This window comes from Streptomyces sp. NPDC056527, assembly GCF_042794475.1.
Classification (GTDB): Bacteria; Actinomycetota; Actinomycetes; order Streptomycetales; family Streptomycetaceae; genus Streptomyces.
Window position 1 is genome coordinate 22,108 of sequence record NZ_JBHTTQ010000020.1, and the last position, 24,996, is coordinate 47,103.

The following is a 24,996-nucleotide window of genomic DNA, read 5'->3' on the forward strand; positions in this document are numbered from 1 at the left end:
GGTCTCAGTTCCCGGCGGAGAACTCGGCGTACGCATCGGCGGTGAGCAGATCGTCCGGCTCACCCGTGACGCGCACCTTGAACAGCCAGCCACCCTCGAACGGAGCGGTGTTCACCAGCGACGGGTCGTCCACCACGTCCTGGTTGGCCGCCACGACCTCACCGGTGACCGGGGAGTACAGGTCGCTGACGGACTTGGTCGACTCCAGCTCACCGCAGGTCTCGCCCGCGGTCACCGTGTCACCGACCTCCGGGAGCTGGGCGTAGACGACGTCACCGAGCGCGTTGGCCGCGAACTCCGTGATGCCGACCGTCGCGACGCCGTCCTCGGCGGCCGACAGCCACTCGTGCTCCTTGGTGTAGCGCAGCTGCTGGGGGTTGCTCATGACCTGATTCTCCTGGATCGAGGGAGTGCTGATGAACGTGAGTCTTGCGGGGTGAGACACGGAGCGAGACGGATGCGTCACTTCTGGCGCTTGTAGAACGGCAGTGCCACGACCTCGTACGCCTCGTGGGTGCCGCGGATGTCCACACCTACACCCTGCGTGCCGGGCTCGGCGTGAGCCGCGTCCACGTACGCCATGGCGATCGGCTTTCCGAGGGTGGGGGACGGGGCACCGGAGGTGACCTCGCCGACGACCTCGCCGTTCGCGACGACGGAGAAGCCCGCGCGCGGGACGCGGCGGCCCTCGGCGATCAGGCCGACGAGCTTGCGCGGCGGGTTGGAGGCGGCGCGCTCGGCGGCGGCCTCCAGCGCCTTGCGGCCGACGAAGTCGCCGTCGTTGGTCGTCTTCTCGAACTTCACGACCCGGCCGAGGCCCGCGTCGAAGGGGGTGAGGGAGGTGGTCAGCTCGTGTCCGTACAGCGGCATCCCCGCCTCCAGACGGAGCGTGTCACGGCAGGACAGGCCGCAGGGGATCAGGCCGACCGGCGTGCCCGCCTCGGTCAGCGCCTGCCAGACGACCTCGGCGTGCTCGGGCTTCAGGAACAGCTCGAAGCCGTCCTCGCCGGTGTAGCCGGTACGGGCGATCAGCGCGGGGACCCCGGCGACCGTGCCCGGGAGGCCGGCGTAGTACTTCAGGCCGTCCAGGTCGGCGTCGGTGATCGACTTCAGGATGCCGGGGGACTCCGGGCCCTGGACGGCGATCAGGGCGTACGCGTCACGGTCGTCCCGCACCTCGGCGTCGAAGCCGGCCGCGCGCTCGGTCAGCGCGTCGAGGACGATCTGCGCGTTGGAGGCGTTGGCGACGACCATGTACTCCGTCTCGCCGAGGCGGTACACGATCAGGTCGTCGAGGATGCCGCCGTCCTCCTGGCAGATCATCGTGTAGCGGGCACGGCCCACACCGACCGTGGAGATGTTGCCGACCAGCGCGAAGTCGAGGAGCTCGACGGCCTGCGGGCCGGTGACGGTGATCTCACCCATGTGGGAGAGGTCGAAGAGGCCCGCCTTGGTACGGACGGCGTTGTGCTCGTCGCGCTCGCTGGCGTAGCGCAGCGGCATGTCCCAGCCGGCGAAGTCGGTCATGGTCGCGCCCAGGGAGCGATGCAGCGCATCGAGGGCGGTCAGACGGGGGGCGGCAGTGCTCATGGGTGTGGCTCCCGGGTCCCAAGGCAGAAAAATCATGACGGACGAGGACGATCCTCCCCATCTGTCATGGAACCTGAGAGGTTCACCGAGGGCATCCTCGGCTTGCACCTTGGGTGGGGCGCGACTGTGCGCCCGCTTTTCAGATCTGCCTCATCCACGCGGTACGGGGCCTGAGAGATTCAAGGGAGGGTCTTGCTCCTTCGGCGCCCGGGGCCCACCGTGGTGGTTCCGGGACTCTCCCGCGCGGATTCGAGCGGCCGGTATGAGGTTGTGTGCGCTTGGCGCGCACATCATTGCACGAGGGGTCTGATCGGCAAATCGCTTGTGCCTCATTACCGCTTCTTTACACTTTATGGGCAAGGGTTCCCGGGAACCCGACTGGGGGAGAAGCGATGACGTTCCAGCACACCGGCGCCTACGCCACAGGGACGGGGATACCGTCCCCGCGCGCCCGGGCCAGGACCCGCAGGCGCGGCTCGGCCGTGCCGCTGCTGCGCGATCTGCGTGAGCGCGGCGGCCGCGGCCCCCGCGTGCTCTCGTTCGCCGCCGGCGACCTCGTCGTGGTCTCGGGGCTGCCCGGCAGCGGCAAGTCGACGCTCATGCGACGCGCGGCCGAGGGCCTGGGCATCGATTCGCAGGACGCCCGCGAGCGCTGGGAAGCACGACTGCCCCGCTTCCTGCCGTACGCCGTCTACCGCCCGCTGGCCCGTATCGCCCACTACGCCGGGCTGCGCCGGGCGCTGCGCTCCGGGCGGAGCGTGGTCGTCCACGACTGCGGCACCCAGTCCTGGGTGCGGAACTGGCTCGCCCGCGAGGCCCGCCGGCGGGGCGGCGCCCTGCACCTGGTCCTGCTCGACGTCACCCCGGCCGCTGCGCGGGAGGGGCAGCGCGATCGCGGCCGAGGCGTCTCCGGGTACGCCTTCGCCCGGCACCGCCGGGCCGTCGGCCGCCTGCTGAGCTCCGTGGAATCCGGCCGCCTGCCCCGGGGCTGCTCCTCGGCCACCCTCCTCGACAGGGACGCGGCGGGCGCCCTGCGCAGAATCACCTTCCGCGCCAAGCACTGACGCGTCCGCACCGCCGGAGCGCCGCCGACGGCGCCAGGTCCGGTCGCGTGACGTCGGCGCGCACCGGCCGGCCGTCCGCATCGGTTCGACCCCCCTCCCGGGATATCCGGACCGGGGTGCTCCGTACGCTTTTGGCCACGGCGGTGCCGGGGCGGCGTTAGGGTTCTGCCCCGAGGGCGCCACGACCAGGGCGTGCGAGACGCGACCAGGGCGCGCGAGAAGGGGAACCGAGAAGCGTGGACGTCACATGGCCGGGCAATGAGCTCGAAGAGGTGCTGGCCGCCTCGCTCGGCAACCCCGCGGCCGGAGGCCGGCTCGTCGAGGTGCTCGGGCGGAGCCCCGTCTGGGTGCCCCTCCCCAACGGCGGCACCCCCGAGAGCCGGGACCTCGATCTGCCCACGATGGAGATCGACGGACTGCCGTACGTCCCCGTCTTCAGCTCCGAGCAGCAGTTCCTGGCCTGTGTCGGTGCTCACATGTCGTTCACCGTCGCCCCCGCGCGCGACTTCGCCCGCGGTCTGCCCCCCCAGCTCGGCATCGCCGTGAACCCCGGCGGCACCGTCGGCGCCCCGCTGCCTCCGCCCGCCGTCGCCGAGCTCTGCCGGGTCGGCCGCACTCCGCTGGACGGCCCCGCGAGCGGCGGCCGCGTGCGGCTCTTCGAGCCCGACTGGCAGGACGACCCCGTCGACTTCCTCGCCGCCGCCTCCGCCGAGTTCGAGGCCACCGGCGTCGTCGTCAGCGCGCGCCGCGCCCTGGCGAGCGTCGAGGGCACCGAGCCGGCGCTCTTCGTCGGCGTCCAGCTCGCCACCTGGGACGGCGTCGACCGCAACGCCCCGCTCGACGCGCTCGGCCGCGCGCTGGGCCGGGTCGAGGTGGCCTGGCCGGTCAATCTCATCCTGCTGGACGTTGCGCAGGACCCTGTCGGCGACTGGATGCTGGAGCGGGTGCGCCCCTTCTATCAGCGGGCGTCCGCGTAATTAAGCTGGTTCGGTGGACGGAAGAGGGGCGGGACCCAGGGTGAGCGCGTCGAGCACCGCTGCGGCCGGACAGGTCGAGCACATGCTGCGCCAGGTGGCACCCGGACGCTACGACGCGTACGAGAAGCTGTTGCACGCCCTCGCCGAAGGCGATGTCTGGATGCTGCTCTGGCAGGGCACACCCGGCTCGCCGGACGCCCAGTACGGGAACATGGAGGTCGACGGCTTCGGGTACGCCCCGTGCGTCACCTCCGCGCAGGAGCTCGCCGCCTCCGGCTGGAACCGCGCCCACGAAGTGGTCACGGGACGGGACATCGCGCGCTCCCTCTACCCCGACCGCTGGGGCATCTGGCTCAACCCGCACGACCCGGGCGGCGGCGTCGGCATCCCCTGGGCCGATCTCCGGCGGATCGCCACCGGTCTCGACCGGATGCCCGCCGGACCGCTGCGGCTCTCCGAACCCGCCCTGGAGATCCCGCAGTTCTACGCCCTGCTGACCCAGAACGCCCATCGCACCCCGGCCGTACGGGCGTTGCGCCGCGCCTGGGTGCAACCCGCGCTCGGCTCCCCGTACCTCGCCATCGGTCTCGACCTCTACGACACCTCCGCCGCCTCGGTCGAGGCGGTGCGGGGCATGATGCGCCAGTCGATCGCGGCGGTCCCCGACGGGCTGCCCGTCTCGACGGTCGCCATGTCCGACGAGTACGACCCTGTGACGATGTGGCTGCGCGCCAACGCGCGCCCGTTCTACGACCGCGACGCCCACGTCCCCGTCTATCGCTGAGCCCTGACAGTCCGTCCGTATCGCGAGACGCCTGTCCGAAAAGGCCGCACCGAGTTCCTCGGTGCGGCCTTCGTCGTCCTCGGCGAATCCACCCAAAAAGCAGCCAGGAACGCACTGTTGGGCGTGATGTCCGTTCCGCGCCGAACGGGCGGTGTTGTTTCGCTCAGCAGGGCCGCCGGTCCGGATAACGGAAGGCTCCGGGCCACATCACGGTTGCGCATCACATCCCGAGCAGGTCTGGCGGGTGATCGTGAGCCCGATGAAGACTCCCCCCAACCGAGAGCCGGACGGCCCGCGACCACCGACTCTTCACGAGCACTTCAGACGCTCTTCGCAGCAATCCACACGTAACAAACGCACCCGTACGCAGCATCAGCGACACCGATGTGAGACAAGCCGCTACAGCGGCGGGCATGGGCCGGCCACCGTCGGCCGAGAGGGGTCCCCACCACGATGACGGCACCACTGCACGACACAGCCGCGGACGAGATCGCAGCTGTCGCCGCCAAAGTCCCTGCCAAGGCCATCGAGGGTCGTTCTCCCGGCCGTATCGCCTGGACACGCCTCAAGCGCGACAAGGTCGCACTGACGGGCGCATTCCTCGTGCTCTTCCTCATCCTCGTCGCGATCTTCGCGCCGCAGATCGTCAGTGTCTTCGGCCACCCGCCGAACGAGTTCCACGAGGAGATGCTCGACCCCGACCTGGGCATCCCCAAGGGATCCTTCGGCGGGATGAGTTCCGACTTCCTGCTGGGTGTGGAGCCGACCAACGGACGCGACGTCTTCAGCCGCATCGTCTACGGCGCGCGGATCTCGCTCCTCGTGGCCTTCCTGGCCGCCTTCGTGTCCGTCGTCATCGGCAGCATCCTGGGCGCCATCGCCGGATTCTTCGGCGGCTGGGTCGACGCGATCATCAGCCGGCTGATGGACCTGCTGCTCGCCTTCCCGCAGCTGCTCTTCACCATCGCGCTGGTCTCCGTGGTCCCCAACTCGCTCTGGGGGCTGACCGGCACCGGCGTCCGCATGGGCGTACTGATCGTCGTCATCGGCTTCTTCGGCTGGCCCTACATCGGACGCATCGTCCGCGGCCAGACGATGTCGCTGCGCGAGCGGGAGTACGTCGAGGCCGCCCGATCCCTCGGGGCGGGCCGCGGCTACATCCTCCGCAAGGAGCTCCTGCCCAACCTGGTCGCCCCGATCCTCGTCTACACGACGCTGATCATCCCGACCAACATCCTCACCGAGGCGGCCCTCAGCTTCCTGGGCGCCGGCGTCAAGCCGCCGACCGCGTCCTGGGGAAAGATGCTCTCCGACGCCGTCCCGATCTACCAGGCGGACCCGACGTTCATGGTTGTTCCGGGTCTCGCGATCTTCGTCACCGTCCTTGCGTTCAACCTCTTCGGGGACGGGCTGCGTGACGCACTCGACCCCAAGGGCAGCTGAACCGATTCACCTGATTCACCTGAATCCATTCCTGGGAGGTTGGAACACAGTGATCCGCAGAAAGAAGGCAGTAGCGCTCACCGCGCTGGTCGCCGCTCTCTCCCTCACCGCGGCATGCGGTGGCGGCAGCGACGACGGCGGCAAGGGCAAGGGTTCCGCCGGCGCCGGGTTCGACGCGGCGACCAAGGGTGTCGTCAACGTCTCCGACAAGAAGGGCGGCGAGCTCAAGCTCTGGTCGCCCCAGGACGTCGACTACCTGGACCCGGCGCGCGCCTACTACGGCTTCGTCTGGAACCTCCAGCGCCTGTACGTCCGTCAGCTGCTCGCGTACGACAGCAAGCCGGGCGACGCGGGCACCAAGCTGGTCCCGGACCTCGCCGAGGCGCTGCCGGTCCTCAGCAACGGCGGCAAGACCTACACGCTGAAGCTGAAGGACGGCGTCAAGTACGAGGACGGCACGCCCGTCACCTCGAAGGACATCAAGTACGGCATCGAGCGCGTCTTCGCGCAGGACGTGCTGTCCGGCGGTCCGACGTACCTGATCGACATCCTCGACCAGGGCCAGAAGTACCCCGGCCCGTACAAGGACAAGGCCGCCGACAAGCTCGGCCTGAAGTCGGTCCAGACGCCCGACGACAAGACCATCGTCTTCAACCTGGCGAAGCCGAACTCGGACTTCTCCTACCTGCTGGCGATGCCGTCCTCCTCGCCGGTCCCGATGGCCAAGGACACGGGCGCGAAGTACACCAACAAGCCGCTGTCCACCGGTCCGTACAAGGTCACCAGCTTCACCGCGGGCAAGGGCGCGACCTTCGAGCGCAACCCGAACTGGGACCCGAAGACCGACACGATCCGCAAGGGTCTGCCGGACAAGGTCTCCTTCACGGTGACCACCAACCCTGAGGACATGGACCAGCGTCTGCTGTCCGGTGACATCGACCTCGCGGTCGACGGCACGGGTGTCCAGAACGCCGCGAAGATCAAGATCCTTCAGGACCCGAAGCTGAAGGCCAACGCGGACAACCCGTTCACGGGCTACATCCGCTACATGGTCTTCCCGCAGACGGTCGCGCCGTTCGACAACGTCGAGTGCCGCAAGGCCGTCATCTACGCGGCCGACCCGAAGTCCCTGCAGACGGCCCGTGGCGGCCCGACCTCCGGTGACCTCGGCGCCAACATGCTGCCGCCCGGCATCCCCGGCGCCGACAAGGCGTTCGACCCGTACGGCCTGACCGCCGGCAAGCCGCAGGTCGACAAGGCCAAGGCCGCGCTTGCTGCGTGTGGCAAGCCGAACGGCTTCAAGACCACGATCGCGGTCCGCAACAACCGCGCCGCCGAGGTCAAGACCGCCGAGTCGCTGCAGGCCGCGCTGAAGGCCGTGGGCATCGACGCCTCGATCGACCAGTACGACGGCAAGCTCTCCTCCTCCACGATCGGCTCGCCCGAGAACGTGAAGAAGAAGGGCTACGGCATCATCGTCATGGGCTGGGGCGCCGACTACAACTCCGGCGCGGGCTTCCTGCAGCCGCTGGTGGACGGCTCGTTCATCCTGCCGAACGGCAACAACAACTACTCGATGCTGAACGACCCCGAGGTGAACGGCCTGTTCGACAAGGCCGCCGACGCCCCGACGCCGGCCGAGGCCGCGCCGTTCTACACCGAGATCAACAAGAAGATCATGGAGAAGGCGCTCTACCTGCCGATCAACTTCGACAAGGCGCTCGTCTACCACAACCCCCGTCTGACGAACGTCTACTTCAACGAGTCGATGGGCAAGATCGACCTCGCCACCGTGGGCGTCGTCAAGTAACAGCAGGACATGTGCCTTCACCCCACATGCGCTAGTTCGAAGGGCAGGTGAAGGCCGCAGGCGGCGGCTGTCGTCCCCACAAGGGGCGGCAGCCGCCCGCCCCGAGCGGCCGACTGCAGTGCTCGTCTACCTCATCCGGCGGCTTTTCAACGTCGTCGCAACGCTGCTGGTGGTCTCCGCGGTCACCTTCGGCATCTTCTTCGCGGTGCCGAAAATAACCGGCAGCGACCCGGCGCTCATGTACGCAGGCCGCGAGACCAACGAAACCGCTCTTGCGGGCATCCGCGTGAAGATGGGCTTCGACAAGTCCATCCCCGAGCAGTACGGACTGTTCCTCAAGGGCATAGTCGCCGGCCGCGACTACAACCAGGGCACGGAGGTGACGCACTGCCCCGCGCCGTGCTTCGGCTACTCCTTCAAGGCGGAGCAGCCGGTGTGGGAGCTGCTGCTCGACCGGATCCCGGTGACGCTCTCCCTCGCCAGCGGCGCGGTGGTCCTCTGGGTGATCGGCGGTGTCCTGACAGGCGTGATCTCGGCCTTGCGCAGAGGCACGATCTGGGACAGGGCGACGATGATGACGGCCTTGGCCGGCGTCTCGCTGCCCATCTACTTCACCGGAATGCTGGCGGGCGCGGTCTTCGTCTACTCGCTGGGCTGGCTGGACGAGAGCAACTACAAACCCCTGGCGGAGGATCCAGGGGAATGGCTCAACAGCATGATCCTGCCCTGGGTGACGCTGGCGTTCCTCTTCGCCGCCACGTACGCCCGCATCACTCGCGCGACCATGCTGGAAGTCCTCGGTGAGGACTACATCCGCACGGCCCGCGCGAAGGGGCTCAAGGAGAACGTGGTCATCGGCAAGCACGCCCTGCGTTCGACCCTGACCCCGGTCATCACCCTCGTCGGACTCGACCTCGGCGGCCTCCTCGGCGGCGCCGTGCTCACCGAGACGACCTTCAACTTCCAGGGCCTCGGCACCGCCGCGGTCGGCGCCATCGGCGCCGGTGACCTGCCCGTCATCATGGGCGTCACCCTCATCGCGGCCTTCTTCGTCGTCATGGCGAACCTGATCGTGGACATCATGTACTCCGTCGTCGACCCGCGCGTGAGGCTGACGTGACCGAGACCCCGCTGAACAACGACAGCCCCGCGGGCGCCACCACCGGTCCGGTCGGCGTCCCCGTGCAGTCCGGACCCGCGGACGACGCGTACCTCTCGGTGCGCGACCTCAAGGTCCACTTCCCGACCGACGACGGTCTGGTCAAGTCCGTCGACGGGCTCTCCTTCGACCTGGCGCGCGGCAAGACCCTCGGCATCGTGGGTGAGTCCGGCTCCGGCAAGTCGGTCAGCTCGCTCGCCATCATGGGCCTGCACCGCACCGGCCACAGCCGCAACCGCCCGGTGATCGAGGGCGAGATCTGGCTGGACGGCGAGGAGCTGATCCGCGCCGACGCCGACGAGGTACGGCGTCTGCGCGGCCGCAAGATGGCGATGGTCTTCCAGGACCCGCTGTCCGCGATGCACCCGTACTACACGGTCGGCAAACAGATCGTGGAGGCGTACCGCACCCACAACGCCGTCGACAAGAAGGCCGCCCGCAAGCGCGCGGTCGAGATGCTCGACCGGGTCGGCATCCCCGAGCCCGACAAGCGCTTCGACGCCTATCCGCACGAGTTCTCCGGCGGTATGCGCCAGCGCGCGATGATCGCGATGTCGCTGGTCAACAACCCGGAACTGCTCATCGCGGACGAGCCGACCACCGCGCTCGACGTGACCGTGCAGGCGCAGATCCTGGACCTGATCCGGGACCTGCAGAAGGAGTTCGGCTCCGCGGTCATCATGATCACGCACGACCTCGGCGTCGTCGCCGAGCTCGCCGACGACATCCTCGTGATGTACGGCGGCCGGTGCATCGAGCGCGGTCCTGCCGAATCGGTCTTCTACGAGCCGCAGCACCCCTACACCTGGGGCCTGCTCGGCTCGATGCCGCGGATCGACCGGGAGCAGACCGACCGGCTCATCCCGGTCAAGGGCTCGCCGCCCAGCCTCATCAACATCCCGAGCGGCTGCGCGTTCCACCCCCGTTGCCCGTACGCGGACGTGCCCAAGGGCGGCGTCACGCGCACGGAACGCCCCGAGCTGCGGCTCGCGCAGAGCGGTGACGGCCCCGGCCGTCACTACTCCGCCTGCCACATGTCACCGGAGGAGCGGACCCGGATCTGGACCGAAGAGATTGCGCCGAAGCTGTGAGCGACAACAAGAGCACTGAGCCCCTGCTCAAGGTCAACGGCCTGGTGAAGCACTTCCCGATCAAGAAGGGGCTGCTGCAGCGCCAGGTCGGGGCGGTCAAGGCGGTCGACGGCATCGACTTCGAGGTGCTGCCCGGCGAGACCCTCGGTGTCGTCGGCGAATCCGGCTGCGGCAAGTCGACGATGGGCCGGCTCATCACCCGGCTGCTCGAACCGACGGGCGGTACGGTCGAGTTCGAGGGCGTGGACGTCTCGCACCTCGGCGTGGCCAAGATGCGTCCGCTGCGCCGCGACATCCAGATGATCTTCCAGGACCCGTACGGCTCGCTCAACCCGAGGCACACGGTCGGCTCGATCATCTCGGCGCCCTTCAAGCTCCAGGGCGTGGAGCCGGAGGGCGGCGTCAAGAAGGAGGTCCAGCGTCTCCTCGGCCTGGTCGGCCTGAACCCGGAGCACTACAACCGCTACCCGCACGAGTTCTCCGGCGGTCAGCGCCAGCGCATCGGCATCGCCCGCGCGCTCGCCCTGAAGCCGAAGCTGGTCGTGGCCGACGAGCCGGTCTCCGCGCTGGACGTCTCCATCCAGGCGCAGGTGGTGAACCTCCTGGACGACCTCCAGGAGGAGCTGGGCCTCACGTACGTGATCATCGCCCACGACCTGTCGGTCATCCGGCACGTCTCGGACCGGATCGCGGTGATGTACCTCGGCAAGATCGTGGAGCTGGCGGACCGCAAGTCCCTGTACGAGTCGCCGATGCACCCGTACACGAAGGCCCTGATGTCGGCGGTCCCGGTCCCGGACCCGAGGCGCCGGGGCGCGAAGAGCGAGCGGATCCTGCTCCAGGGCGACGTCCCCTCGCCGATCGCCCCGCCGCCGGGCTGCCGCTTCCACACCCGCTGCTGGAAGGCGACGGACGTCTGCAAGACGGTGGAACCCCCACTCCTGGAACTCCGTCCGGGCCAGCGGGTGGCATGCCACCACCCGGAGAACGCGGAGGGCCTGACGGTGCCGCAGGCGAGGGAATCGCTGGAGGTGTCGAGCCCGGAGACGCCGTCGAAGACGGTGTCGGCTTCGGCTTCGGGGGAGACCCCGACGGAGGGGGAGGCCCCGGCGAAGGACGCCCTCGCGAAGGCGGAGGCGCCGGCGAGCGCGGCGGAGGGCGAGGAGCCCGAGGCTGCCGAGGACGCGGACACGTCGGACGCCGAAGACGACGCACCGCCGAAGGCGTAGCCGCACGAGCAATCCCACGAGGCCCCGGACGACCACGGTCCGGGGCCTCGCGCCGTACCGCGGCACGGAGCGTCCGACCGTCGGAACCCAGTGCGGCGCGAGCCCCCGTCGCCGCACATGGCCGCCGCCCCCGCGAGGACCCGGCACAATTGCTCGGTGCTCCACGACCTCTTCAGCCCCTCCGTACAACACTCCCTCGACCTCGTCGGCATCTTCGTCTTCGCCATCTCCGGCGCCCTCCTCGCCGTCCGCAAGAACTTCGACGTCTTCGGCATCGCCGTCCTCGCCGAGGTCACCGCCCTCGGCGGCGGCCTCTTCCGCGACCTGATCATCGGCGCCGTACCCCCCGCCGCCTTCACGGACCTCGGCTACTTCGTCATGCCGCTCGTCGCCACGGTCCTCGTCTTCTTCCTCCACCCCGAGGTCGAGCGCACCCAGAACGCCGTCAACGTCTTCGACGCCGCCGGCCTCGGACTCTTCTGCGTCACCGGCACCACCAAGGCGTACGACTACGGCCTCAGCCTCACCTCCTCCGCCGTGCTCGGTCTCGCGACCGCCGTCGGCGGCGGTGTCCTGCGCGACGTCCTCGCCAACGAGGTCCCCTCGCTCCTCCGCTGGGACCGGGACCTCTACGCCGTGCCCGCCATCGTCGGCGCCACGATGGTCGTCCTCTGCATCCGCTTCGACGTCCTCAACGCGTACACCAGCGGCGTAGCCGTCGCCACGGCCTTCGTCCTCCGCCTCCTCGCGATGCGCTACCACTGGCGCGCGCCCCGTGCCTGGAACCGCCGCTCCTCCGCTCGCGAGGAGCCGGAAAAAGCTACCGCTCAGTAGTTTCCTGCTGTACCGTCGAAAGCATGAGCACGAGTATCGAGACGATCGCGGGGACCAGCGAGTTCGACCGCGACACCGCCGTCACCCTCCGCGCCCCCGGTGTCTACGACGCCGAACTCTCCGCCGGGTGGACCATCATCAGCGCCGTCAACGGCGGATACCTCCTCGCTCTGCTCGGCCGCGCACTCGGCGACCACCTCCCGCACCCGGACCCGTTCACGATCTCGGCGCACTACCTCACGCCCTCCGTGCCCGGCCCCGCGGTGATCCGCACCGAGACCGTCCGTACCGGTCGCACCCTCTCCACCGGCCAGGCGTCCCTCTTCCAGTACGCCGAGGACGGCACCGAGGTCGAGCGCATCCGGGTCCTCGCCTCGTACGGCGACCTCGACGCCCTCCCCGACGACGTCCGCACCGCCGCCACGCCCCCCGCGATCGCGCCCATCGAGCACTGCTTCGGCGCCTCCGACGGCCCCACGCCCCAGATCCCCGGCTCCAGCGCCATCACCGAGCGGCTCGACCTCAAGCTCGACCCGGCGACGGTCGGCTGGGCCATCGGCGCGCCGTCCGGCAAGGGCGAGATGCGCGGCTGGTTCGGCCTCTCCGACGGCCGTGAGCCCGACGCCCTCTCCCTGCTCCTCACCGTCGACGCGCTGCCGCCGACCTCCTTCGAGCTGGGTCTCAAGGGCTGGACCCCGACGGTCGAGCTCACCACCCACATCCGCTGCCGCCCCGCCCCGGGCCCGCTGCGCGTCTCCATCACCACGCGCAACCTCGCCGGCGGCTTCCTGGAGGAGGACGCGGAGGTCTGGGACAGCGCGGACCGACTCGTGGCCCAGTCCCGTCAGCTGGCCCGCGCCCCGCGCGGCTGACGCCGGTCCCGGGCGCCGGGGCGGTGCGCTCGCATCGGGTGCCCGACGGCACGTCGGGCACCGGGCGGCCATCCTCCCGTCGGCGCCCCGGGGTTAGCCTCGGCCGGTGAAGTCCGACCGACTCCTCTCCCTCCTCCTGCTCCTCCAGACCCGGGGCCTGGTCCCGGCCTCGGAGCTCGCCGAGCGCCTCGAAGTCTCCGTACGCACCATCTACCGGGACGTCGAGGCGCTCTCGGCGTCCGGCGTGCCCGTCTACGCCGAACGCGGGCGGCACGGTGGCATCGCCCTCCTGCCCGGCTTCCGTACGGACGTCACGGGGCTGACGGCCGACGAGTCCCGCGCCCTCTTCGTACTCGCCGCCCAGGGCGCCCACGCGGCCCTCGGCCTCGACCGGGCCCTCGGCTCCGCCCTGCGCAAGGTGATGGCCGCCCTCCCCGAACCCCACCGGCCCGCCGCCGAACTGACGAGCCGCCGCATCCTGGTCGACCCGGACCGCTGGATGCGGACGCCCCTCCCGGCCGTGGACCTGGACGTCCTCAACCGTGCCGTCTTCGCCGACCGGCGCCTGCGGCTGCGGTACCGGAGCAGCGGGGCGCCGGCGTCGAAGACGTACACGGTCGACCCGTACGGACTCGTGGTGAAGGCGGGCGTCTGGTACCTGGTCGCCGACCACGGGGGCGAGCCCCGGCTCTTCCGCGCGGACCGGGTGCGGCGGGCCGAGCTCCTCGACGAGTCCGTACGGCGCCGGGAGGGCGCCGAACTGGCCGAGGTGTGGGGACGGCTGCGCCGCCGTGTGGAGAACCGGCCCGCGGGCGTCCTGGTCCGGGCCCGGATCCGACACGACCGCCTGGACCGCTTCCTCCGCCTGCACGGCGACCGACTGACATCTCCGCCGGGGGAAGCCGAAGGAGAGTGGACGGAGGTCGAACTGGCCTTCGCCGAACCGGGCGACGCCCGCCCTCTCCTGGCCCTGGGCGGCAGCATCGAGGTCCTCACCCCACCGGAGGTCAGAACCCTCCTGGCGAAGGCGGCGGCAGAGATCCTCGCCCTGCACGGCGACGCCGGCTGAGGTCTTCCCTCCGCGCCGAGGGGCCTCGTCGGTGAGCCCGACGGAAGCCCCGTCCCGAGAGGACCGCCCCGCCCGCCCCGGCCCCCGGCCGACGGGGCCCCCGCGCCCTCGTAGAATCAAGGCACCATGGCTTACCTCGACCACGCCGCGACCACGCCCATGCTTCCCGAGGCGATCGAGGCGATGAACGCCCAGCTCGCCGTCACCGGCAACGCCTCCTCGCTCCACGCGGCCGGGCGGCGCGCCCGGCGGGTCGTCGAGGAGGCGCGCGAGACCCTCGCAGCCGCCCTGGGCGCCCGGCCCAGCGAGGTGGTCTTCACCTCGGGCGGCACCGAGGCCGACAACCTCGCCGTCAAGGGCCTGTACTGGGCCCGCCGCGACGCCGACCCCGCCCGCACCCGCGTCCTCGCGAGCCCCGTAGAGCACCATGCCGTGCTCGACGCCGTGGACTGGCTCGCCACCCACGAGGGCGCCACCGTCGAGTACCTCCCCGTCGACCGGTACGGCCGCGTCCACCCCGACGACCTCCGCGAGGCGATCGCGCGCGAGCCCGAATCCGTCGCGCTCGCCACCGTGATGTGGGCGAACAACGAGATCGGCACGATCATGCCGGTCCGCGAACTCGCCGACGTGGCCCGCGAGTTCGACGTGCCGCTGCACGCCGACGCCGTCCAGGCCTTCGGCCAGATCCCCGTCGACTTCGCCGCCTCCGGCCTCGCCGCCCTGACCGTCTCCGGTCACAAGATCGGCGGACCCTACGGCATCGGCGCACTGCTCCTGGGCCGGGAGTACAGCCCCGTACCCGTCCTGCACGGCGGCGGCCAGGAGCGCCATGTCCGCTCCGGCACCCTCGACGTACCCGCCGTCGCCGCCTTCGCCGTCGCCGGACAGCTCGCCGCCGAACGGCGCGAGGAGTTCGCCCGGGAGGTCGGCGCCCTGCGCGACGAACTCGTCGCCGCCGTCCTCGCCGCCGTCCCCGACGCGATCCTCGGCGGTGACCCGGACGACCGGCTCCCCGCCAACGCCCACTTCACCTTCCCCGGCTGCGAGGGCGACTCCCTGCTGCTGCTCCTCGACGCCCAGGGCATCGAGTGCTCCACCGGCTCCGCCTGCACCGCCGGCGTCGCCCAGCCCAGCCACGTCCTGCTCGCCACCGGCACCGACCCGGACCTCGCCCGCGGCACCCTGCGCTTCACCCTCGGCCACACCTCAACCAAGGAGGACGTGGCCGCGGTCGCCGGCGCGATCGGGCCGGCCGTCGAGCGGGCCCGCACCGCCGGCCTGGTCTGACGAGTCGGACCGCCCCTCAGGCGACCTTCTTCGAAGCCTCCCGTACGAGCTTCATGTAGCGGTCCCAGTCCCAGTGCGGCCCGGGGTCCGTGTGATCGGTCCCGGGCACCTCGACGTGCCCGATGATGTGCTCCCGGTCGACGGGGATGCCGTACCGGGCGCATATCCCGGCCGTCAGCCGCGCCGAGGACTCGTACATCGCCGCCGTGAAGTCCTGCGGCCGGTCGACGAAGCCCTCGTGCTCGATCCCGACGCTCCGCTCGTTCATGTCCCGGTTCCCGGCGTGGAAGGCCACGTCGAGCTCACGGATCATCTGCGCCACATGTCCGTCCTTACGGACCACGTAGTGCGTGGCCGCGCCGTGCCCCGGGTTCTTGAAGACCTTCAGCGCGCTCGCGTAGCTGCCTTGGACGACATGGATCACCACCCGGTCGATCGTGTAGTCGGCGGGCCGGTCGGCCCGCCGCCAGTTCGCCCGGGACGCGGCGGACCAGTCCGCCCCCTTGTGGTCGAGCTCGCCCTCCACCCGGTCCTTCTCCGTGCCCGGCAGCCGCCACCAGGCACGCGCCAGCTCGTCGCGGGCCAGTGCCGCCGTACCCAGCACGGCCGCGCCGCCGCCGAGCAGGACGGCTCGCCGCCCCACCCCCCGCTTCTTCTCGCTCCCCATGTGCAGGACAACGCTTACTCACGCGACCGTGGTTCCCGGAGCCCCGTACCCTGGTAGGGCTATGACTCAGACTCCGCCGCAGCGCCCCCTCCGTGTCCTTGCCGCCATGTCCGGTGGAGTGGACTCCGCCGTCGCCGCCGCCCGCGCGGCCGAAGCCGGGCACGACGTCACCGGCGTCCACCTGGCGCTCTCCGCGAACCCGCAGTCGTTCCGAACCGGCGCTCGCGGCTGCTGCACCATCGAGGACTCCCGCGACGCCCGCCGTGCGGCCGACGTCATCGGCATCCCCTTCTACGTCTGGGACCTCGCCGAGCGGTTCCGCGAGGACGTCGTCGACGACTTCGTCGCGGAGTACGAGGCGGGCCGCACCCCCAACCCGTGCCTGCGCTGCAACGAGAAGATCAAGTTCGCTGCGCTGCTCGACAAGGCGCTGGCGCTGGGCTTCGACGCGGTCTGCACCGGCCACTACGCCACGGTCGTGCTCAACGAGGACGGCTCGCGCGAGCTGCACCGGGCGTCGGACATGGCCAAGGACCAGTCGTACGTCCTCGGCGTCCTGGACGAGAAGCAGCTCGCCCACGCGATGTTCCCGCTGGGCGACACCCTCACCACGAAGGACGAGATCCGGGCGGAGGCGGAGCGGCGCGGGCTCGCGGTGGCGAAGAAGCCCGACAGTCACGACATCTGCTTCATCGCCGACGGCGACACCCAGGGCTTCCTGGCCTCCCGGCTGGGCCGGGCGGAGGGTGACATCGTCGACGAGTCGGGTACGAAGGTCGGCACCCACGAGGGTGCGTTCGGCTTCACCATCGGCCAGCGCAAGGGTCTGCGGATCGGCCACCCGGCGCCGGACGGCAAGCCGCGCTATGTCCTGGACATCTCGCCGGTGAACAACACGGTCACGGTCGGACCGGTCGAGGCGCTCGACGTCACCGGCCTCACGGCGATCAAGCCCCGCTGGTGCGGCACCGCCCCGGAGGGCTCCGGCCGCTACACCGCCCAGCTGCGCGCCCACGGCGGCGAGACGGCGGTGACGGCTGCCCTGGAGGACGGCGTGCTGACGGTCGGCTTCGACGAGCCGGTCCGGGGCGTGGCCCCCGGCCAGGCGATCGTGCTGTACGACGGCACGCGCGTGGTGGGCTCGGCGACGATCGCGACGACGGTACGAGCCGCGGCGACGGCGACGGTCTGAGACGCCGAAGCGGCGCTTCCACGGCGAGCGGCGGTCGGCCTTCGGGGCGGCGCTTTCACGGCGAGCGGCGGGAGGGCCTCGAAGCGGTGGCTTGACGCCGTGGACGTGCGGCCCGTCGGCTCGTCCCTGACGCCGTCCCCTCACTCCTCCCCGAAGAACTCCTCCAGCGCCGGTGCCAGGACGTGCGGGGCCACCTGGTGGGTCTGGCCCGTCAGGGTGCGGTGGCGGCCGTGGGGGAGGGCCGTCGAGACGTGGTGGGCCGCCCGGCGCATCCAGGCGGGGCTGGCGCCGCCGTCGACCACCAGCACGCGCGCGTGGACCCGGCGCAGGCACTTGGCCGGCACGGCTCCGTCGCCGAGCACGGCGTGGTCGTACGCCAGAGTGTGCGCCACGGCCTCCAGCCGGGGCCACTCCGCCCCGCCGCGCATCCCTGCCAACGCCCCCGGCGGCATCGCGTCGGCGAGGAACAGTTCGAGGGCGGCCGCCCGCTGCCCCCGGTCGAGGAGACCCGTCAGCCGGCGCCGGTGCGCGGCGTACGTCCGGCACGCCCCGGGCTCTGCCGAGAACGGCGGCTCGTAGACCGACAAGCGGTCGATCGGCAGCCCCGCACCCGCAGCGGCCAGCGCCAGCGCCCCGCCCGAGGACGTGCCGTGCACCATCACCCGGCCACCCACCGCGTCGGCCAGCGCCGCCAGATCGTCGATCTCCCGCTCGACGGTGTACGGGCCGGTGTCGCCGCTCCCGCCCCGCCCCCGCCGGTCGTAGGTCACGACCGAGAAGCGCGGCGCGAGGAGGTCGGCCAAGGGCGCCTCGGTCTCGGCGGTGCAGAGCGCACCGCCCACCAGGATCACCGGCTGCCCCTCCCCGCGCCGCTCGTACGCGATCCGCGTGCCGTCCCCCGACGTGACCCGTCCCGGCGACCTGCTCAGTGTGCTGTTCACCTCGTCCATGCCGGATAGGACCGGAGCCGCTCCCCGAACTCATCGCGACTCGGCGGGATTTCCCGGAAATTCTTGGAACTCGCAGGTCGGCGCCTACGGTGGAGGCCATGAACATCTGCGTCTTCCTCTCCGCCGCCGACCTCGACGAGCGCTACACCGCCCCCGCCCGCGACTTCGCGGAACGCCTCGGAAAGGCCGGCCACACGCTGGTGTGGGGCGGCTCCGACGTCGGTCTGATGAAGGTCGTCGCGGACGGCGTGGAGGAGGCGGGCGGCCGGCTCGTCGGCGTCTCGGTCGACTTCCTCGCCGCCAAGGCCCGGCCGGGCGCGGACGAGATGATCATCGCCAGGGACCTCGCCGAGCGGAAGGCGCTGCTTCTGGCCAAGTCCGACGCCATCGTGGTCATGGTCGGCGGCACCGGCACCCTCGACGAGGCCACCGAGGTCCTGGAGCTGAGGAAGCACGGCAAGCACACCAAGCCGGTGGTGCTGCTGAACACGGCGGGCTTCTACGACGGGCTGAAGACCCAGTTCCACCGCATGGAGGCCGAGGGCTTCCTGCCCCTCCCGCTGACGGACCTCGTCTTCTTCGCCGAGGACGGCGTGTCCGCTCTCGCCTATCTGGAGGCTGTGACATAAGCGGCTGTCGCCGCGGGCATCGCCACGGTGATGGGACCATGGCCCCATGGCTACACATGTGATCACCGGGGCAGGTTCCGGCATCGGCGCGGCGGTCGCCCGTCGGCTGCACGCGCGCGGGGACGAACTCGTGCTCCACGCGCGCGATGCCGGCCGGGCCAAGGAGCTCGCCGCCGAGTTCCCCGGCTCCAGGACCCTCGTCGGAGACCTCGCCGACCCCGACCGGCTCTCGTGGGCGTTCTCGCACCAGAGCCTGCCCGAGCGGGTCGACACCCTCCTGCACATCGCCGGTGTCGTCGACCTCGGGCCGGTCGGCGACCTCACCCCGAAGACCTGGCGCCACCAGCTCAACGTCAACCTCGTCGCCCCCGCCGAGCTGACCCGGCACTTCCTGCCCCAGCTGCGGGTCTCCCAGGGCCACGTGGTGTTCGTGAACTCCGGCGCCGGGCTCGCCGCGCATGCCGAGTGGAGCGCCTACGCCGCCTCCAAGCACGGCCTGAAGGCGCTCGCCGACTCCCTGCGCCACGAGGAGCACGGCAACGGCGTGCGCGTCACCTCGGTCTACCCGGGGCGGACCGCCAGCCCCATGCAGGCCAAGGTGCACGCCCAGGAGGGCAAGGAGTACGACCCCTCGAAGTGGATCGACCCGGAGTCCGTCGCGACCACGATCATCACGGCCGTCGATCTGCCGCGCGACGCGGAGATCAACGACCTGACAGTCCGTCCGGGACGGTAGGAACAGTGAGCGAGACCAGCGAGCAGGCAGCGTTCACCTGGGGGCCCGCCACCGGCGTCGGCTCCATGCCCGGCGGCGACGCCCGGGAAGCGGCCAAGACGGTCGCGGGCTCCTTCGAGGACTTCCCCTTCCTCGCGGAGCTCCCGGCCCGCGGGCCCGGCGCCGACATGATCGGGCGGACCATCGGGCTGCTCGTCGAGATGTACGCGCACGTGGAGCCGAGCGGGTGGCGGGTCAGCGACCGGCCGGGCCGGGACACCCGGCGCGCCCGCTCCTGGCTCGGCGAGGACCTCGACGCCCTGGAGGAGTTCACCCAGGGTTACGAAGGTCCGCTCAAGGTCCAGGCCGTGGGCCCCTGGACGCTCGCCACCGCCCTGGAGCGGCGCGGCGGCGAGGCGGCGCTCGGCGACCCCGGCGCCTGCCGGGACCTCGTGGGCTCCCTCGCCGAAGGGCTGCGCGACCACCTCGCCGACCTCCGCAAGCGGGTCCCCGGCGCCCGGCTCGTCCTCCAGCTCGACGAGCCGTCCCTGACGTCCGTCCTGCGGGGACAGGTCCGTACCGCCAGCGGCTACCGCACCTACCGCGCCGTCGACCGGCAGGTCGTCGAGAGCGCCCTGCGGGAGGTCGTCGAGGTCCACGACGGCCCGGTGGTCGTGCACTCCTGCGCACCCGACGTCCCCTTCGGACTGCTGCGCCGCACCGGCGTCGCCGGGGTCTCGTTCGACTTCGGGCTGCTCACCGAACGTGACGAGGAACCGATCGGCGAGGCCGTGGAGTCCGGCACGAAGCTCTTCGCGGGCGTGGTGTCCTCCACCGACGCCCCATTGTCGGACCCGGGCGGTAGCGTCATGGGTGTCAGGACGCTGTGGCGCAGGCTGGGGCTGAATCCGGGGACTCTCGCCGAGTCCGTCGTGATCACTCCGACGTGCGGGCTCGCGGGTGCTTCGCCGGCATATGCCCGGGCGGCGCTCGCCCACTGCGCCCGGGCGGCGAGATCGCTCGCGGACAACCCTGAGTGACGGGGTCCGAGTCAACGGGAGGACGAGTAACGGTGGCAGTCGAACAGGGGGCCCTGCCCGCCGAGGCACGGGAGAAGCACGCCGACCTGGCCGAGCAGGTCGAGGAGCACCGCTTCCGGTACTACGTGAAGGACCAGCCCGTCATCAGCGACGGCGAGTTCGACAGGCTCCTGCGCTCCCTGGAGGCGCTGGAGGAGGAGTATCCCGGGCTGCGCACGCCGGACTCGCCGACGCAGAAGGTCTCGGGGGACTACGAGACGGGTCTGGCCAAGGTCGACCACCGCGAGCGCATGTACTCGCTGGACAACGCCTTCGACGACGCCGAGCTGTCCGCCTGGGCGGAGCGGGTGGCCAAGGACGTCGGCGCGTCCGCGTACCACTTCCTGTGCGAGCTCAAGGTCGACGGCCTCGCGATCAACCTGACGTACGAGAAGGGGCGGCTCACCCGCGCCGCCACCCGGGGCACCGGTGTCACGGGCGAGGACATCACGCCCAACGCCCGGACCATCCACGGCATCCCGGACCGGCTGTCCGGCGACCGGATCCCGGATCTGGTGGAGATCCGGGGCGAGGTCTACTTCCCGATGGAGGCCTTCGCCGACCTCAACGCCCGCCGGGTGGCGGCGGGTGAGCAGCCGTACGCCAACCCCCGCAACTCCGCCTCCGGTTCGCTGCGGCAGAAGGACCCGAAGGTCACGGCCACCCTCCCGCTGCGCATGGTGGTCCACGGCATCGGCGCCCGCGAGGGCTTCGACATCGACCGCCTCAGCCAGGCCTACGACCTGCTGCGCGAATGGGGCCTGCCGACGGCCCAGCACAACCGCGTGGTCGGTTCGCTCGACGCGGTGCGGGAGTTCATCGCGTACTTCGGCGAGAACCGGCACTCCGTGGAGCACGAGATCGACGGGGTCGTCGTCAAGCTGGACGAGATCCCGCTCCAGGGCCGGCTCGGCTCCACCGCGCGCGCCCCGCGCTGGGCCATCGCCTGGAAGTACGCGCCGGAGGAGGTCAACACCAAGCTCGTCGACATCAAGGTCGGTGTCGGCCGGACGGGCCGGGTCACTCCGTACGCCCAGGTCGAGCCGGTCAAGGTCGCCGGTTCCGAGGTCGAGTTCGCCACCCTCCACAACCAGGAGGTGGTGAAGGCCAAGGGCGTGCTGATCGGGGACACGGTCGTGCTGCGCAAGGCCGGTGACGTCATTCCGGAGATCCTCGGCCCGGTCGCCGATCTGCGGGACGGCACCGAGCGGGAGTTCGTGATGCCGGCCGAGTGTCCCGCATGCGGGACACCGCTGCGGGCCATGAAGGAGGGCGACATCGATCTGCGCTGCCCCAACGCGCGGACCTGCCCGGCCCAGCTGCGTGAACGTCTCTTCTACCTGGCCGGCCGCGAGTGCCTGGACATCGAGAACTTCGGCGCGGTCGCCGCGGCCGCGCTGACCCGCCCGCTGGTTCCTTCCGAGCCGCCGCTCGTCGACGAGGGCGACCTCTTCGACCTCACCATCGAGCAGCTCCTTCCCATCAAGGCGCACGTCCTCGACCCGGACAGCGGGCTGCCCAAGCGGGACCCGAAGACCGGTGAGGAGAAGGTCGTCACGGTCTTCGCCAACCAGAAGGGCGAGCCGAAGAAGAACGCCCTCGCGATGCTGGCGAACATCGAGGCGGCCAAGGCGCGCCCGCTGGCCCGGTTCATCAACGGGCTGTCGATCCGCCATGTGGGGCCGGTGGCGGCCCAGGCGCTGGCCCGCGAGTTCCGCTCCCTGGAGCGGATCGAGCAGGCGACCGAGGAGGAGCTGGCGGCCGTCGACGGGGTCGGCGGGATCATCGCGGCCGCGGTGAAGGACTGGTTCTCCGAGGAGTGGCACCGGGAGATCGTGCGCAAGTGGCGGGCCGCCGGGGTCACGTTCGAGGACGAGGGTGCCGGCGAGGAGCAGGGGCCGCGTCCGCTGGAGGGGCTGACCGTCGTCGTGACCGGCACCCTGCAGAACTTCACCAGGGATGGCGCAAAAGAGTCGCTCCAGAACCTCGGGGCGAAGGTGACCGGTTCCGTTTCGAAGAAGACCGCCTTTGTGGTCGTCGGTGACAACCCTGGTTCGAAGTACGACAAGGCGATGCAGCTGAAGGTTCCGGTTCTGGACGAGGACGGCTTCGCGGTGCTGCTCGCAGAGGGTCCCGAAGCCGCTCGGGCGGCGGCGGTCCCGCTACAGGAGTAGACGTCAGAGGGGCAAGGGACAGCCGGGAACGTCACCCGTTCGGCGCATACCAGATCGTTAGGGGTGGCCGGGTCTCATTCGGGCAAGACATGGAGAGCGCTGCCCGTCGGAGCCCTCCGCGGCCTAGTGTTGAGACCGTGCGTCTGCCGTGCACGGCCGTGTGAGGGCTCTGCCGGTCGTGGAGGCATGACAACGGCCCATCGCGTTGCAACGGCACCGCCGGCTGTGAGAGGGACGGAATGAAACCGACCGAGAGTGCCGCCCCCGTCTCGCGGCCGCGTGGCCGTGAGACCTTCATGGGTATCACCTCCGGGCTGCCCGGAGCCGTCGTGGGCATCGCCGCAGTCGTGCTCGCCACCGGGTTCTACCGGGCCCTGAGCACCGGCCACGGACTCTTCCCCGGCGGTGCCGCGGGCTGGTCCCTCGCCATCCTCACCGGGCTCATCGTCGGACACCTGGTCGCCCTCGGCCGCGACCGCTGGTGGGGCGGTACCGGCTCCGGCGCCGCCCTCACCCTCGCGGTCCTGCTGCTCTACGGCTGGGTGCCCGCCGGCCTCGTCTCCATGGCCGTCGTCGTCCTCGTCGGCGCCGCCCGCCGACACCGCTGGCGCCAGGGACTCCTGCACGGCGCCGTGGACGTCCTCGGCATCGGCGGCGCCGCCCTGGTCCTCGCCGCGTTCGGAGACGTACCGACCGTGGAGAGGCCCTGGCAGCCCCTCGACTGGGGGATCACCGACGTACCGGAAGTGGCGCTCGCCGCCGCCGCCTACCTCGTGGTGACCCGGCTGCTCCTGTGGTACGCCCTCTCGCCCCAGGGCGGCGGCCTGCCGACCGTCGCCCGCACGGCCCTGCTCCGGCAGGGACTCGTCGCGGTCGCGCTGCTCGGCATCGCCCCGCTGATCTGCGTCGTCGCGGTCTCCCAGCCGGTGCTGCTGCCGCTCTTCGCCGTCCCCCTCATCGCCCTCGACTCCACCCTCTGGATAGCCCGCGCCCGCGCCGAGGAGCAGCTGCGCGACCCGCTCACCGGTCTGCCGAACCGCCAGTGGCTCCTGGAGCGGGCCTGGACCGCCCTCGAAGAGGCCGAGGGGGAGGGCGCGCGCTCCGCCCTCGTCCTGATCGACCTCGACCGTTTCCGATCGGTCAACGACACCCTGGGGCATCTCGCCGGAGACCGGCTGCTGCTCCAGATCGCCGAGCGGCTCAAGCTCGCCCTGCCGCGTGGAGCGGAGGCCGCGCGGCTCGGCGGCGACGAGTTCGCCGTCCTGCTCCCCACGGCCGACTCCACCACCAGCGCCCAGCGCGTCGCCCGCCACCTCGTCGCCGAACTCTCCTCGCCCCTCGACCTGGACGGGCTCACCCTCGTCCTGGAGGCCAGCGCAGGCGTCGCCGTCTTCCCCGACCACGCCCTCGACGCCGAGGGACTGCTGCGCCGGGCCGACGTGGCGATGTACCAGGCCAAGCGGGACCGTACGGGCGTGGAGGTGTACGAGTCGAAGCGCGACTCCAACACCCCCGACCGGCTCGGACTCCTCGGCGACCTGCGCCGCGCCCTGGACGCCGGCGAGGTCGAGCTCCACTACCAGCCCAAGGTCCGCTTCGACGGGCAGGTCGCGGGTCTGGAGGCCCTGGTGCGCTGGGTGCACCCCGAGCGCGGCCGGGTCCCTCCGGACGAGTTCATCGCGATCGCCGAGTCCTCGGGCCTGATGCCCCACCTCACCGAGTACGTCCTCGAGACCGCGCTCGCGCAGGTCGCCCGGTGGCGAGCCCAGGGGTTGAACGTTCCTGTCGCCGTCAACGTCTCCCCCCGCGACGTCCACACCCCCGGCTTCGCCGGCGCCGTCGCCGCCCGCCTGGCCCGCCACGGGGTCCCGGCCGGCGCGCTGCAGCTGGAGATAACGGAGCACGTGCTCCTGGAGGACCCGCAGCGGGCCGCGGACACCATGGCCGGTCTGACCGGCCACGGCGTGAAGATGTCCCTCGACGACTTCGGCACCGGCTACTCCTCCCTCGTCCACCTGCGGCGGCTCCCGGTGAGCGAGCTGAAGATCGACCGCTCCTTCGTCGCCCGGCTCGCCGTCGACGCCGAGGACGCCGAGATCGTCCGCTGCACCCTCGACCTCGCCCACTCGCTCGGCCTCCTCGTCGTCGCCGAGGGCGTCGAGGACGACGAGACCTGGGAGCGCCTGCGGGACCTGGGCTGCGACGCCGTCCAGGGCTGGCTGGTCGCCGCCGCGATGCCGCCCGGCGAGGCCACGGCCTGGCTCCGGGCCCGCGGCGAGCACGGCTGGCGCCGCCCCTCGGAGGAGGCCGCGCTACCCGCCGCCGACCAGCCTTCGGGGCACGTGGTGCAGTAGCCGTCCGACCGCCCTGGGGCACGC

Annotated in this window: 22 protein-coding genes and 1 riboswitch; of the genes, 18 read left to right on the forward strand and 4 right to left on the reverse strand. The window is 71.1% G+C overall.

Features of this window, described 5'->3' with window-relative positions; all coding sequences use genetic code 11:
• Window positions 1-4 precede the first annotated feature (4 nt).
• Entirely contained in the window at window positions 5-385 is a 381-nt protein-coding gene (gene gcvH, locus ACFQ7Q_RS13455; protein ID WP_260227860.1) for a glycine cleavage system protein GcvH, read from the reverse strand.
• Window positions 386-462: 77 nt separating this feature from the next.
• Complete coding sequence (gene gcvT / locus ACFQ7Q_RS13460; protein ID WP_383553609.1) at window positions 463-1,590, reverse strand: glycine cleavage system aminomethyltransferase GcvT; 1,128 nt, start codon at window positions 1,588-1,590, stop codon at window positions 463-465.
• Between the two features lie 149 nt (window positions 1,591-1,739).
• Window positions 1,740-1,842, reverse strand: a riboswitch (glycine riboswitch).
• Between the two features lie 140 nt (window positions 1,843-1,982).
• Between gcvT and ACFQ7Q_RS13465 the strand changes: the two genes are divergently transcribed.
• The 12 genes from ACFQ7Q_RS13465 (at window position 1,983) to ACFQ7Q_RS13520 (ending at window position 15,212) form a co-directional block, all read left to right on the forward strand.
• Window positions 1,983-2,654, forward strand: coding sequence for an AAA family ATPase (locus ACFQ7Q_RS13465; RefSeq protein WP_383553612.1), 672 nt, complete (start codon window positions 1,983-1,985; stop codon window positions 2,652-2,654).
• Between the two features lie 236 nt (window positions 2,655-2,890).
• Window positions 2,891-3,631, forward strand: coding sequence for an enhanced serine sensitivity protein SseB (locus ACFQ7Q_RS13470; RefSeq protein ID WP_383553615.1), 741 nt, complete (start codon window positions 2,891-2,893; stop codon window positions 3,629-3,631).
• Between the two features lie 40 nt (window positions 3,632-3,671).
• A complete protein-coding gene (locus ACFQ7Q_RS13475; RefSeq protein ID WP_383553617.1) occupies window positions 3,672-4,415 on the forward strand; it encodes an enhanced serine sensitivity protein SseB C-terminal domain-containing protein in 744 nt (247 codons plus the stop codon).
• Between the two features lie 453 nt (window positions 4,416-4,868).
• Window positions 4,869-5,858, forward strand: coding sequence for an ABC transporter permease (locus tag ACFQ7Q_RS13480; protein WP_383553620.1), 990 nt, complete (start codon window positions 4,869-4,871; stop codon window positions 5,856-5,858).
• 49 nt (window positions 5,859-5,907) lie between these two features.
• Window positions 5,908-7,668: an ABC transporter substrate-binding protein gene (locus ACFQ7Q_RS13485; RefSeq protein ID WP_383553622.1), complete on the forward strand. Its 1,761-nt coding sequence runs from the start codon at window positions 5,908-5,910 to the stop codon at window positions 7,666-7,668.
• 118 nt (window positions 7,669-7,786) lie between these two features.
• The gene (locus ACFQ7Q_RS13490) at window positions 7,787-8,788 is read left to right on the forward strand and encodes an ABC transporter permease (protein ID WP_383553624.1); all 1,002 of its coding nucleotides are present in this window, start codon (window positions 7,787-7,789) and stop codon (window positions 8,786-8,788) included.
• Window positions 8,785-9,918, forward strand: a complete 1,134-nt coding sequence (locus ACFQ7Q_RS13495) for an ABC transporter ATP-binding protein (protein WP_383553627.1) — start codon at window positions 8,785-8,787, stop codon at window positions 9,916-9,918. Before ACFQ7Q_RS13490 ends, ACFQ7Q_RS13495 begins: the two co-directional genes overlap by 4 nt.
• Window positions 9,915-11,147 (forward strand): ABC transporter ATP-binding protein, encoded by a 1,233-nt coding sequence (locus ACFQ7Q_RS13500; RefSeq protein ID WP_383553629.1) that lies wholly within the window; start codon window positions 9,915-9,917, stop codon window positions 11,145-11,147. The genes ACFQ7Q_RS13495 and ACFQ7Q_RS13500 overlap by 4 nt, the downstream gene beginning before the upstream one ends.
• A gap of 156 nt (window positions 11,148-11,303) precedes the next feature.
• The gene (locus ACFQ7Q_RS13505) at window positions 11,304-11,981 is read left to right on the forward strand and encodes a trimeric intracellular cation channel family protein (RefSeq protein ID WP_383553632.1); all 678 of its coding nucleotides are present in this window, start codon (window positions 11,304-11,306) and stop codon (window positions 11,979-11,981) included.
• 23 nt (window positions 11,982-12,004) lie between these two features.
• Window positions 12,005-12,853: a thioesterase family protein gene (locus ACFQ7Q_RS13510; protein ID WP_383553635.1), complete on the forward strand. Its 849-nt coding sequence runs from the start codon at window positions 12,005-12,007 to the stop codon at window positions 12,851-12,853.
• Window positions 12,854-12,959: 106 nt separating this feature from the next.
• On the forward strand, window positions 12,960-13,922 hold the full coding sequence (locus tag ACFQ7Q_RS13515; protein WP_383553638.1) for a helix-turn-helix transcriptional regulator: 963 nt from the start codon (window positions 12,960-12,962) through the stop codon (window positions 13,920-13,922).
• A gap of 126 nt (window positions 13,923-14,048) precedes the next feature.
• Window positions 14,049-15,212 carry a cysteine desulfurase family protein gene (locus ACFQ7Q_RS13520; RefSeq protein ID WP_383553640.1) on the forward strand — a complete coding sequence of 388 codons (1,164 nt, stop codon included), beginning with the start codon at window positions 14,049-14,051 and terminating at the stop codon, window positions 15,210-15,212.
• Window positions 15,213-15,228: 16 nt separating this feature from the next.
• Here ACFQ7Q_RS13520 and ACFQ7Q_RS13525 read toward each other — a convergent pair whose 3' ends face one another.
• Complete coding sequence (locus ACFQ7Q_RS13525) at window positions 15,229-15,879, reverse strand: N-acetylmuramoyl-L-alanine amidase (RefSeq protein ID WP_383553642.1); 651 nt, start codon at window positions 15,877-15,879, stop codon at window positions 15,229-15,231.
• A gap of 61 nt (window positions 15,880-15,940) precedes the next feature.
• Between ACFQ7Q_RS13525 and mnmA the strand changes: the two genes are divergently transcribed.
• A complete protein-coding gene (gene mnmA / locus ACFQ7Q_RS13530; protein WP_383553644.1) occupies window positions 15,941-17,071 on the forward strand; it encodes a tRNA 2-thiouridine(34) synthase MnmA in 1,131 nt (376 codons plus the stop codon).
• A gap of 140 nt (window positions 17,072-17,211) precedes the next feature.
• On the opposite strand, the gene ACFQ7Q_RS13535 is transcribed toward mnmA, so the two are convergent.
• The gene (locus ACFQ7Q_RS13535) at window positions 17,212-18,021 is read right to left on the reverse strand and encodes an alpha/beta fold hydrolase (protein ID WP_383553646.1); all 810 of its coding nucleotides are present in this window, start codon (window positions 18,019-18,021) and stop codon (window positions 17,212-17,214) included.
• A 98-nt stretch (window positions 18,022-18,119) separates the two neighbouring features.
• Here ACFQ7Q_RS13535 and ACFQ7Q_RS13540 point away from each other — a divergent pair, with 98 nt between their 5' ends.
• From ACFQ7Q_RS13540 to ACFQ7Q_RS13560, 5 genes are all read left to right on the forward strand, one after another.
• A complete protein-coding gene (locus ACFQ7Q_RS13540; protein ID WP_383553648.1) occupies window positions 18,120-18,650 on the forward strand; it encodes a TIGR00730 family Rossman fold protein in 531 nt (176 codons plus the stop codon).
• A gap of 46 nt (window positions 18,651-18,696) precedes the next feature.
• On the forward strand, window positions 18,697-19,386 hold the full coding sequence (locus tag ACFQ7Q_RS13545) for an SDR family oxidoreductase (protein ID WP_383553652.1): 690 nt from the start codon (window positions 18,697-18,699) through the stop codon (window positions 19,384-19,386).
• A 5-nt stretch (window positions 19,387-19,391) separates the two neighbouring features.
• A complete protein-coding gene (locus ACFQ7Q_RS13550; RefSeq protein ID WP_383553655.1) occupies window positions 19,392-20,405 on the forward strand; it encodes a methionine synthase in 1,014 nt (337 codons plus the stop codon).
• A gap of 32 nt (window positions 20,406-20,437) precedes the next feature.
• Window positions 20,438-22,618, forward strand: a complete 2,181-nt coding sequence (gene ligA, locus ACFQ7Q_RS13555; protein WP_383553658.1) for an NAD-dependent DNA ligase LigA — start codon at window positions 20,438-20,440, stop codon at window positions 22,616-22,618.
• Between the two features lie 296 nt (window positions 22,619-22,914).
• Window positions 22,915-24,972: a putative bifunctional diguanylate cyclase/phosphodiesterase gene (locus ACFQ7Q_RS13560; RefSeq protein WP_383553661.1), complete on the forward strand. Its 2,058-nt coding sequence runs from the start codon at window positions 22,915-22,917 to the stop codon at window positions 24,970-24,972.
• Window positions 24,973-24,996 lie beyond the last annotated feature (24 nt).